This is a genomic window from Caballeronia sp., from assembly GCF_049581465.1.
Lineage (GTDB): Bacteria > Pseudomonadota > Gammaproteobacteria > Burkholderiales > Burkholderiaceae > Caballeronia.
Genome location: NZ_JBAUSA010000641.1, coordinates 15,528 through 27,182, shown reverse-complemented (window position 1 = coordinate 27,182; position 11,655 = coordinate 15,528). Strand labels below are relative to the sequence as shown.

Sequence of the window (11,655 nt, the reverse complement as noted above, 5' to 3'; positions counted from 1 at the left end):
GATCATGTCCTTCCAGCTGTGCAGGAACGCTTCCCTGATCGGCGCCTTCGGCACTTCATGCTCGCCGGCTTCGTGGGTAAAGGCGGGCGTTTCCTCGACTTCACGGCGGATGATGTAGCCCGCAAGCAGCACGCCTGCGGAAAGCAGGAACGGAATGCGCCAGCCCCACGCATTGAACGCGCTTTCCGGCATGAAATACGCGAGCGGCAGGAACACGGCCGCCGCCAGGATCTGGCCGGCCTGCACGCCCTGCAACGCGAAGCTCGCGTAATAGCCACGGCGGCCAAACGGCGCGTGCTCGAGAATCATCGAACTGGCGCCGGAGATTTCGCCCGCCACCGCGAAGCCCTGGATCAGGCGCACGACGACTAGCAGGGTCGGCGCGAGCATGCCGACCTGGTTGTAAGTGGGCAAGAGCCCGACGGCCATCGTCGATGCACCCATCAGGAACATGCACACGAGCAGTACGGTTTTACGGCCGTGCGTGTCGCCCCAGTGTCCGAGGACAAACGCGCCAATCGGCCGCGCGATGTAACCGACGCCATAGGTCGCAAGCGATGCGACGATCGCGACTTTCGGGTCTCCTGACGGAAAGAACAGTTGCGGGAAGATCAGCGCCGCAGCCTGTGCATAGATGAAAAAGTCGTAGTACTCCAGCGCTGAGCCAATCCAGCCGCTCGCGGTCGCCTTCTTGGTTTGCTCGCGATGATGTCCGTCGTCCGCGCCGGGTGCGCCTTCTGATCTGGCTTCCATGTCGTCTCCGAAAGTGGCTGGTTGAGAACGTGCGTTCTTCGGCTTCTTTTGTTCCGATAGGATCGCGCATTCGGTGAATTGTTGAAACCGATATTGACACTAGTTTGCTTGATGTGGAATAGTGTTCCATATTGAATAGAACGAAATTCCACTAAGTGTTTACCCCGTAAAAACATGCTTAGGAGATAGGGATGGCAAGTACTGCACAGGAGCTCAGCTATTCGGGCGTCCTGGATCGAGGTTTGGCAATCATCGAATTGCTTTCGGCAAGCGCGGACGGGCTGCCGCTGAGCGAAATTTCAGAGGAATTGCGGATCCCCCGCAGTGCGACGCACCGGCTGCTGACCTCGCTCGCAGGACACGGCTACGTGCGTCAGGAGGAGGAACGAGGGACGTATGTACTGACGTCGAAACTTCAGGTCCTCGCCTTCCGCCATCTTTCCGCGAGCGGTTTTGTCGACGCCGTGCAGCCGGTCATCAATCGGCTTGCAATGGAAACAGGTGAGCTGGTTCGACTCGCCGTCGCCGATGACGGTCACTTGACGTGGGTCGCCAAGGCGCAAGGCGCCCGCAGTGGGCTTCGATACGACCCCGACATGGGAATGGAAGCAAAACTATCCTGCTCCGCGACCGGCTACGCGTGGCTGTCATGCATGAGCAACGAGGAAGGTCTCGCGCTTGTTGAGGCGCAGGGCTACGGTGCACGCGATCAATTTGGCCCACAAGCCCCGCAGACGGGCGCGGAAGTGCTTAAGCGGGTCGACCTGGCGCGAGAACGCGGCTATGCCGTAGCAGTACAGACCTTCACGGACTGGATGTCCGCGATGGCCGCGCCGCTCATTCACCCTGTCACGGGAAAAGCGATCGGCGTGGTCAGCGTAGCGGGCCCGGTGTTCCGCCTGACCGAAGCACGCCTGCACGAATTCGCACCGCTTCTCATTCACGCGGTGGAGGAAATCATCCAACTCGTTCCGGGGTCGCCATTCCTGATGAACCCGGCCATGGCAGCACTAAGCGCCCGCGAAGGGCTTATCTCGTAGCAACTGCGAACATGAACACGCCTGATCGGATGGATTGCGACCTGCTCGTCGTGGGTTCCGGCGCCTCGGGTCTCGCTGCGGCTGTCACCGCTGCGTGGCACGGCCTCAAGGTCGTGGTCGTCGAAAAAGACGCCGTCTTCGGCGGAGCGACGGCCTGGTCCGGCGGCTGGATGTGGGTCCCGGGCAATCCGCTTGCGACGCGCGCCGGGATCAACGAAGACCCGCAACAGCCGCGCACTTACCTGAAGAATGAACTAGGCGAGCGCTACGACGCACCGCGCGTTGACGCGTTCCTCGACAATTGCCCTCACATGGTGTCTTTCTTCGACGAACATACGGCGCTGAAATTTGTCGACGGCAATCAGATCCCGGATATTCATGGCAAGGTTGAAGGCGCGGCAACGCAAGGCCATCAAGTTATTGCCGCGCCCTATGACGGGAGGGAAGTAGGGCCACTCATCCAGCGTCTGCGCGAGACCATGCGCGAGACCTCGTTCATGGGCATGCCGATCATGGCGGGTGTCGATTTAATGGCATTCCTAAGCATGACGCGCTCGCTCAAGTCATTCATTCATGTGACGAAGCGCTTCACCCGGCATCTACTCGATCTGGCGCTTTACGGACGCGCGATGCAGTTGGTCAATGGCGTCGCGCTGGTAGCGCGCCTTGCGAAGTCGGCGGAGGACCTGGGGGTCACGCTAATGGAATCCGCACCTGCACAGCGGCTGGATGTTGAGGACGGCGTGGTGCGAGGTGCGGTGGTCAAGACCGCAAAGGGCGAAATCCAGATTCGCGCGACCAAAGGGGTCGTGCTTGCTGCGGGCGGTTTCCCCAACGACCTGAAACGACGCAAGGAACTCTTCCCCCGCACGCCTACCGGCCGGGAACATCTCGCGTTGCCGCCCGGAAGCTGTTCGGGCGATGGCATCACCCTGGGTGAATCGGCTGGTGGCTGCCTCGTGACGGACGTCGCATCGCCTGCGGCGTGGGCGCCGGTTTCGCGAATCACGCATCGGGACGGGAGCGTGGGCCACTTCCCGCACATCATCGACCGCGCGAAGCCCGGTGTGATCGGCGTGCTCTCTAATGGCAAGCGCTTTGTGAACGAAGCCGACGGCTACTACGACTACACCTCGGCGATGATCGCAGCCTCCCCGGAAGGACAAGAAGTGGCGTCGTGGCTGATATGCGATCACCGCTTTTTACGTCGATACGGACTCGGCTATGCGCGGCCCTTCCCCCTTCCCGTCGGTTCATGCATCCGCAGCGGTTATCTCCAGCGCGGCTCGATAATCGAAGAGCTTGCGAAGCGTTGCGGTATCGCGCCCGACGCGCTCGCCACAACCGTAGAGCTTTATAACGAGCACGCAAGACGTGGCGAGGACCCTCAATTCGGCCGTGGCTCGACACCCTATAACCGCAAGGGCGGCGATCCGTTACACAAGGGACCGAACCCTTGCGTCGCGCCCATCGAAAGCGCTCCGTTCTACGCCGTGAAGGTATTTCCGGGCAGCTTCGGAACCTTCGCCGGACTGAAGACAAACGGCTTCGCGCAGGCGCTCGATCAGCACGACAAGCCTATCCCCGGCCTCTATGCGGTGGGAACAGACATGGCCAGCGTGATGGGTGGCTTCTATCCGTCGGGCGGCATCAATCTGGGTCCTGCAATGACCTTCGGATATGTCGCTGGCCGACATGCCGCAGGCGCAATGAAGTACGAAGACGAAGACGAAGACGCAGCCGCCACCGGCGACAGGGCATCACAGGTGGCGGGCCATGTGCCGATACCCAGTTGTTGAACGACTAGCACCCGCTCGCCTCACTCACTCAAACGAAACCGACGGTTCGACGGCTCAGGTCGCGATTGTCCAACGAATGGAGAAGGACATGTCACAGAAAAACCGGCGCCCGTTGTCGCTTGCGGCACTGACGGTGATCGAATTGACACCGCCGCAAATGGTCCAGTGCGCCGCTGACGCCGGCTACGATTTCGTCGGCTTGCGGCTTCTGCCCGCGACCGATCAAGAGGTGCGTTACGACTTCATTGGCGACACGCCACTGAAACGGGAGACCCTTGCGCGCCTGAAGGACACCGGCGTTGGCGTGCTCGATGCGGAGATCCTGCGCCTCAAGCCCGGTACCGACGTGACGACCTACCTGCCCATGCTTGAAACCGCGGCCGAGCTTGGCGCACGCTACGTCCTGGTCGCGGGAAACGATCCCGACGAAACGCGTACCGCCGATAACCTCGCGAAGCTGTGTGACCTCGCTGCGCCGCTTGGACTCACGCCGTCGATCGAGCCGATGCCGTGGACTGACGCCCGCGATATCACGCAGGCCGCACGCATACTGAAGGCAGCGGCGAAAGCAAACGCAGGAATACTCATCGATCCGATCCACTTCGATCGCGCGGGCTCTTCGATCGATGAACTGCGTGCCATGCCGCGCGAATACTTCCGCTACCTGCAGTTCTGCGACGCGCCCGCCGAGCGTCCGAAGGACCTCGAAAACCTGCTTCATCAGGCGCGTTGCGATCGGCTGATGCCCGGTCGCGGCGGCCTCGATCTCGCCGCAATCCTGCGGGCACTACCGGACGATCTGCCGATCAGCATTGAAGTGCCGATGGAAAACTGGGCCAGGACTGCCAAGGCTACCGAGCGTGCACAGAAGCTCCGTGAAGCAACCCTTGCCGTACTCGATTCGACATACGGCCCGAACTGATTGTTAAGGGATGACGGTCATGAGACACATTCAGCTTGCCGTTGCGGGCGCCGGCACCATCGGCCGATGTCACATCGAACTGATCCGCAATAGCGCGCGCTGTCAGTTGGCGGCCATTATCGACCCGGGTCCAGCCGCTGCCGAAATCGCCGCTGACGCCCACATTCCCCTCTTCCGCTCGCTTGGCCAACTCTTCGAACAGAGCCGTCCGGACGGCGTGATTCTCGCCACACCGAACCCGTTGCATGTCGGGCAGGCGCTTGAATGCCTCGCCGCTCGCGTGCCCGCGCTGATCGAAAAACCGGTCGCGCATACGCTTGAGGAAGGTGAACGCCTGAGGGCGACGGCTGAAAGCGCTGGTGTGCCGTTGCTCGTCGGCCATCATCGCGCGCACAGTCCGATCCTTGCGAAGGCGCGCGAGATCATCCAAAGCGGCCGGCTCGGCAAGCTTGTAGCGGTGATGGGGAGCGCCCTGTTCTACAAGCCCGATGATTATTTCGAGAGCGCGACGTGGCGGCGAGAGGCTGGCGGCGGCCCGATCCTGATCAATATGATTCACGAGATCGGCAATCTGCGGTCTCTGTGCGGTGAGATCGTCGCCGTGCAGGCGCTGGCATCGAATGCGACGCGGAGGTTTCCGGTCGACGACACCGTGGCAATCAACCTGCGTTTCGAGAGCGGAGCGCTCGGCACGTTCCTGCTGTCCGATACCGCGGGTTCGGCGCGTAGCTGGGAGCAGACCTCGCGGGAAAACGTCAGCTATCCGAACTATGATGACGAAGACTGCTACGTCATCGCCGGCGACATGGGTTCGCTATCCGTGCCGACCATGCGTCTCAAAACGTATGGTCGCAAGGAAGACCGCTCGTGGTTTAAGCCCTTTGAAACTGGCGTGGCCGATATCGATCGAGCGGACCCGCTGGAGCGACAATTAGCGCACTTCTGTGACGTCATCGATGGAACGGCACAACCGCTCGTCACGGTCTACGATGGCCTGCAAAACCTGCGCATTGTCGAGGCGATCGCCGAAGCAACCCGCACCGAGGCAATCGTAAATACGGGCTGCGGGAGCGCCGCTGCCTGAACGTTTTACAGCGCGCCGCCTCCGCCGCCTCTTATCTTAGCGATCTGATAGACATTCTTTAAAGCCTTCGAGAGCGCATCGGCGATTGCGGCTACGGCGATTCTCCTACCCATAAAAAAATCGCAACGCGCCATGTACTTACTCACCATTGCCATGTATTGTCATTCAGTACGAATTGTAAGCGGCGATCGGCAGGAAATACCTCGGGCCACTAGAGAAAAACTTCAATGACTGAAACAAGTACTCATTGCTGCCGGGTTCAACATCGCTGACTTAGTTTTCGCACAATCAGTCTCGGCTTGACAACAAATACTGCAAATCAAATGCATGTTTGTTTAGTGCATCACATCACCACTGTTAAGCAAGATCGAATTCGCAGCATGGGAGCGACCATGTTGCATGGGACGGCAGTAAGCGCATGGGACCAGAGTAAGTGCTAAAGCGCCAACTCTGGTCGACACGCCAACTCCGGTCGAGCAACCCTGTTGCATGGGACCGGAGTAAGCGCTGAAGCGCCAACTCCGGTCGACACACGGGAGCGCATTGTGGATCTCACCGGATATAAGTTAGAACCGCTGCACGACGACGGCGACTTCTCACTTTATCGCGCCCGCAGACCCTGCCATCCCGTCTCGGTACTCGCGCTGGTCGCCACGCGCACGGGCTCGCCGTGCGTGACACGCCTCGAGCACGAATACAGGTTAGCCCCGTTGCTCGATTCCAGCTGGGCGGCTCAGCCGCTCGCTTTCTGCCGCAGCAGAGAGCCGCCCATGCTCGTTCTCGACGACGACGGCGGCGAACCCCTGCATCGCTCACTCGGCCGTCCACTGGAACTCGCCCGTTTTTTGCGCATCGCCGTCAATCTGGCGAGGGTGGTCGGCCACGTTCATCGATGCGGTCTCATCCACAAGGACATCAAGCCGGCGAATGTGCTGGTCGACGGTAGCGGCAACGTGCGGCTCACCGGCTTCGGCATCGCCTCGCAATTGCCGCACGAACATCAGCCGCCCGCGCCACCGGAGATCGTGGCCGGGACCTTCGCCTATATGGCGCCCGAGCAGACGGGCCGCATGAATCGCTCGATCGACACGCGCAGCGATCTCTACTCGCTCGGCGTCACACTGTACGAGATGCTCACCGGGTCCCTGCCGTTCACAGCATCGGACGCGATGGAATTGATTCATTGCCACATCGCTCGCAAGCCCACACCACCAGGCGAGCGCGTCGACGGTATTCCGAAGACCATCGAGGGCATCGTCCTGAAGCTTCTCGCCAAGGCCGCTGAGGACCGTTACCAGACCGCGGCAGGTGTCGAGGCTGACCTCCGGGCGTGTCTCGTGGCATGGGAGGCGCACCACCGCATTGACCTGTTCGCGTTGGGTGCGCACGACGCGTCCGACCGGCTGCTGATCCCCGAAAAACTGTACGGCCGCGAGGCGCAGATCGAAGCGCTTGTTACCGCGTTCGATCGCGTCGTGGACACCGGGGTAGTCGAACTGATGCTTATCTCGGGCTATCCGGGTATTGGCAAGTCGTCGGTGGTCAACGAGTTGCACAAGGCGCTGGTGCCGCCACGCGGCCTGTTCGCGTCCGGCAAGTTCGACCAGTACAAACGTGACATTCCCTATGTGCCATTTGCGCAAGCCTTCCAGACGCTCGTACGCAACCTGCTGAGCAAGAGCGACGCGGAGGTCGAGCCGTGGCGGCACGCGCTGATGGAGGCGCTCGGACCCAACGGTCAGCTGATTGTGAACCTGATCCCCGAGCTCGCGCTCATCATCGGCGAGCAGCCGAGCGCGCCCGTTCTCCCGCCGCAGGATGCGCAAAACCGCTTCCAAATTGTATTTCGACGTTTTCTCGACGTGTTTGCGCGACCTGAGCATCCGCTCGCGCTGTTTATCGACGATCTGCAATGGGTCGATACGGCAACGCTCGACCTGCTCGCACACCTCGTCACGCATCCGGATGTGAAGCACGTCCTGCTGGTCGGCGCCTACCGGGACAACGAGGTGGACACGTCGCATCCGTTTGCACGCACGCTCGAGTCGATCAGCCACGCCGAAGGGCGTGTGCATCAGATAGAACTCGCGCCGCTCACACCGGACAGCGTCACGCAACTGGTGGCTGATTCGCTTCACTGCGACAGCGCGACGGCCGGGCCGCTGGCACAGCTGGTGCACAAGAAGACGGGCGGCAATCCGTTCTTCGCGATCCAGTTCCTGACGACGCTCGCCGATGAAGACCTGCTCACATTCGACCCACGCGCCGCGATGTGGTGCTGGGATCTGCCGCGCATTCATGCGAAGGGGTTTACCGAGAATGTCGCCGATCTGATGGCGGCGAAGCTGAGCCGGTTGCCTCCTCTGACACGTGACGCGTTGGGACAACTAGCGTGCCTCGGCAACGTCGCCGACGTCACCGCACTAACGTGGGTTCAGGGCGGATCTGAGGAAACGATGCACGCGAACCTGTGGGAAGCCGTGCGCACGGGCCTCGTGTTTCGCGAGGCCAATGCCTATGAATTCGCACACGATCGCGTGCAGGAGGCCGCTTACGCGCTGATCCCCGCCGACGAGCGAGCTGCCACTCACCTGCGGATCGGGCGGGCGCTGGTGTCGCGCACGCCGCCGGAAGCGCTTGAAGATGCGATCTTCGACATCGTCAACCATCTCAATCGCGGCGTCGCGCTGATCGTGACAGAAGCGGAGTGTGAGCAGGTCGTAGCGTTGAACCTTATCGCGGGTAAGCGCGCGATGAATTCGACGGCCTACGCGGCGGCTCGCAGCTATCTCGCACTGGGAGTTACGTTGCTGTCGCCCGACGCGTGGACGCAGCGCTACGACAGCACGTTCGACCTCTATCTCGCGTTCGCGGAATGTGAATATCTGGCCGGCGATTTTGCGAAAGCCGATGCGCTGGCCGACATGATGCTCGCGAGAGCGCGTTCGAATCTAGATCGTGCGAAGGTCTTCAGCCTGCGGATAGAGTTGTATCAACTCGCCGGAAGATATGACGAGAGCTTCGCTGTCGGACTCACGGCGCTGCGCGATTTCAACATCGTCTTTCCTGAGACCGACGAGGACATCCAGACGGCCGTCGACGTCGCATTTCGGGACGTTCGCGTCAATCAGGCCGGGCGTCCTATCGCCGAACTGGTCGAGGCGCCGGTAGCCACGGATCCTGCGATCCTTGCGATCGTCAACCTTCTCCTTCAGGCGATGAACTGCGCCTTTGCCGCACGGCCCGCGTTCTACCCGCTTATCACCCTCAAGGCGGTCAACCTCTCGTTGCAGCACGGCAATACCGAAAACTCCAGCTTTGCCTACGGTAACTACGCGGTGATGCTGGTCTCTCTTATCGGCGATATCCCCACTGCGGTGCAGGTGTCAGAAATGTCGATCAAGCTGAACGACAAGTTTGGCAATCGCCGTTTGAATGGAAAGCTGCTTCACCTGTACGGCGCCCATGTGAATTTCTGGCGTCGCCACATTGCGACTAATCTGCCGGTTCTCGAACGGGCGACCGCTGCGTGCCTGGAAGTGGGCGACCTCGTTTTTGCAGGCAACGTCGCATTCAACGCGGTCTGGCAGACGATCGAAAAAGGGGGCGCCCTTGAGGACGTGCAGACGCTGGCGGAAAAGTATGCGGCGCTCGCGCGGGAGAGCCACAACGACGCGGTGTACGAGTTGATCCGGGTCGAGCGGCAATTCGTCGTCAGTCTCCGGGGCAAGACCACCGAAACGTTGCAGTTGAACGATGATACGTTCGACGAAGCAGTTTGCTTCGAGGCCATCATCAAATCAAATTTCGGGTGCGCTATCGGCGTATATCGCATCATCAAGGTCATGCTTGCATTTCTTGATGGCCGGTATGCCGACGCGTTGGAAGCGGCGGACCGGGCGGAGGCGGTCCTCAGTTCAGTCATGGCGCTGGCAATCGAGCCGACCTATCACTTCTTTCATGTGCTTACCCTGACGGCCCTTTATCCGCAGGCGTCGGAAGAGGAACAGCAGGCCTACGGGCACATTCTTGCAGCGAAACTCAAGAAGTTCGAGATGTGGGCCACGCACTGCCCAGAGAACTATCAGAACCGCTATGCGCTTGTCTGCGCGGAGCTCGCGCGTCTTGAGGGCCGCGATCTCGACGCCATGCGCCTGTACGAAGAGGCCGTCCACTCCGCTCATGAAAATGGCTTCTTACACCACGAAGCCATCGCAAACGAACTTGCCGGCCGCTTCTATCTGGACAGAAGTCTAAGGACGAGCGCCGACGCGTATTTGCGCAACGCGCGTCATTGCTTCGCGGTTTGGGGCGCGGATGGCAAAGTCGCACAACTCGACGAGCAGTTCCCCCGCCTCGCCAATCAGGACGGGAGCAAGGCTTTGTCGACCCTCAGCTTCGATTGGCGGCAGTTCGACGCCGCGACGCTGCTCAAGGCCTCTCAAGCCCTTTCCAGCGAGATCGAGCTGAGCGGCCTGATCGAGCGCCTGATGACTATCGCGCTGCAGACCGCGGGCGCCGATCGCGGCTTGTTAGTCGTGCCGCAGCAGCCGGACGGCTACCGGATCGAGGCCGAGGCGCACATCAATGGGAACGGGATCGAGTTGAACCGGGAACCGCTTGCCACTTCGGCCGCCCCCGCCACGCTTCTGCGTTATGTGATCCACACGCAAAAGAGCGTCATCATCGACGATGCCTTGATGCCCAATATGTTCTCTCAGGACAGCTACCTGGCTAGCGGAGCAACGCGCTCGGTTTTCTGCCTGCCCCTTGTCAGGCAGGGCAAACTCGGCGGCCTGTTGTATCTCGAGAACACGGCCACTTCGCATGTCTTTACGGCGCGCCGCTCCGCCCTGCTCGATCTGCTCGCGTCACAGGCGGCCATTTCGCTGGAGAACACCCGTCTTTATGCCGATCTTCAAGAGCGCGAGGCACGGGTTCGGCGCCTGGTGGACTCCAACATCATCGGGATCCACATTTGGGACTTTCAGGGCCACGTCATCGAAGCGAACGATGCTTTTCTGCGCATTGTGGGTTACAGCCGGGAAGATCTGCTCTCAGGACATATTCAGTGGCCCGATCTGACTCCGCCTGAGTGGCGTGACCGGGACGAACTGGCGAAGGACGAGCTGAAGGCTACTGGAAGCGCCAAACCCTTCGAGAAAGAATACTTGCGCAAGGATGGGCGCCGGGTGCCTGTGCTGATTGGACCGGCAGCGTTCGGCGACCGCGCGGGTCAGGGCGTCGCTTTCATACTCGACCTGACCGAGCAGAAGCGGGCACAACAGGAAGTGCACGACAGCGAACGACGATATCTCGAACTCCAGATGGAACTGGCGCATTCGAACCGCGTGGCGACCATGGGCCAGCTATCGGCATCGATTGCTCACGAAGTGAAGCAACCCATCACCGCAACGGTTGCCTACGCCAGTGCGGCCCTGCGCTGGCTCGCAGCCCGCCCGCCCAATCTCGACGAAGTGCGTCAGGCGCTCAATCGCATCGTCGCGAATAGCGGCCGCGCGAATACGATCGTCGACCGAACCCGTGCCCTCTTTAAAAAGGAACCGCAGCGAATAGACGGCCTCGACATCAACGAAGCAATTCTCGAGTTGACCGCGTTCATGCGAAGTGAGGCCAGCAAGCGCGGTGTCGAGCTCAGCGTCCAGCTGGTTGATGCATTGCCGCAGATCCAGGGCGATCGGGTACAACTGCAGCAAGTGATACTCAACCTGATGATCAACGCCCTTGAGGCGATGAGCGCAACGAGCTCTACCAAGCGAACGCTATTGATTCGAACCAGCAAGACGGACGCCAACGAACTCTGCGTTGCCGTGGAGGATTCTGGACCCGGCCTTGACGCCGAACAGCTGGAAGGCGTCTTTGATGCATTCTTTACGACCAAACCCGACGGCTTGGGGATGGGACTGCCGATCTGCCGCTCGATCGTGGAAAGTCACAAAGGACGGTTATGGGTGACGTCGAACTCTCCCGGGGGCGCCACCTTTCAGTTCACGTTGCCTGCGCAAGGTAACTGATCGCACTCGGGTAGCGACTAAG

6 protein-coding genes are annotated in these 11,655 nt (G+C 60.7%); 5 read left to right on the top strand and 1 reads right to left on the bottom strand.

Features of this window, described 5'->3' with window-relative positions:
• On the bottom strand, positions 1 to 753 hold a 753-nt coding region (locus WCA53_RS15800), incomplete at its 3' end, for an MFS transporter (RefSeq protein WP_423912085.1).
• A 191-nt stretch (positions 754 to 944) separates the two neighbouring features.
• Between WCA53_RS15800 and WCA53_RS15795 the strand changes: the two genes are divergently transcribed.
• From WCA53_RS15795 to WCA53_RS15775, 5 genes are all read left to right on the top strand, one after another.
• Positions 945 to 1,793: an IclR family transcriptional regulator gene (locus WCA53_RS15795; RefSeq protein ID WP_423912082.1), complete on the top strand. Its 849-nt coding sequence runs from the start codon at positions 945 to 947 to the stop codon at positions 1,791 to 1,793.
• Positions 1,794 to 1,804: 11 nt separating this feature from the next.
• Positions 1,805 to 3,592 (top strand): FAD-dependent oxidoreductase, encoded by a 1,788-nt coding sequence (locus WCA53_RS15790; protein WP_423912081.1) that lies wholly within the window; start codon positions 1,805 to 1,807, stop codon positions 3,590 to 3,592.
• A gap of 88 nt (positions 3,593 to 3,680) precedes the next feature.
• Positions 3,681 to 4,514 carry a sugar phosphate isomerase/epimerase family protein gene (locus tag WCA53_RS15785; protein ID WP_423912078.1) on the top strand — a complete coding sequence of 278 codons (834 nt, stop codon included), beginning with the start codon at positions 3,681 to 3,683 and terminating at the stop codon, positions 4,512 to 4,514.
• A gap of 19 nt (positions 4,515 to 4,533) precedes the next feature.
• Positions 4,534 to 5,598 carry a Gfo/Idh/MocA family protein gene (locus tag WCA53_RS15780; RefSeq protein ID WP_423912074.1) on the top strand — a complete coding sequence of 355 codons (1,065 nt, stop codon included), beginning with the start codon at positions 4,534 to 4,536 and terminating at the stop codon, positions 5,596 to 5,598.
• A gap of 545 nt (positions 5,599 to 6,143) precedes the next feature.
• On the top strand, positions 6,144 to 11,633 hold the full coding sequence (locus WCA53_RS15775) for a trifunctional serine/threonine-protein kinase/ATP-binding protein/sensor histidine kinase (RefSeq protein WP_423912071.1): 5,490 nt from the start codon (positions 6,144 to 6,146) through the stop codon (positions 11,631 to 11,633).
• Positions 11,634 to 11,655: the final 22 nt, after the last annotated feature.

Coding starts and splice junctions, on each gene's coding strand:
- WCA53_RS15795 (WP_423912082.1), top strand. CDS start 945: ATGGCAAGTACTGCACAGGAGCTCAGCTATTCGGGCGTCCTGGATCGA.
- WCA53_RS15790 (WP_423912081.1), top strand. CDS start 1,805: ATGAACACGCCTGATCGGATGGATTGCGACCTGCTCGTCGTGGGTTCC.
- WCA53_RS15785 (WP_423912078.1), top strand. CDS start 3,681: ATGTCACAGAAAAACCGGCGCCCGTTGTCGCTTGCGGCACTGACGGTG.
- WCA53_RS15780 (WP_423912074.1), top strand. CDS start 4,534: ATGAGACACATTCAGCTTGCCGTTGCGGGCGCCGGCACCATCGGCCGA.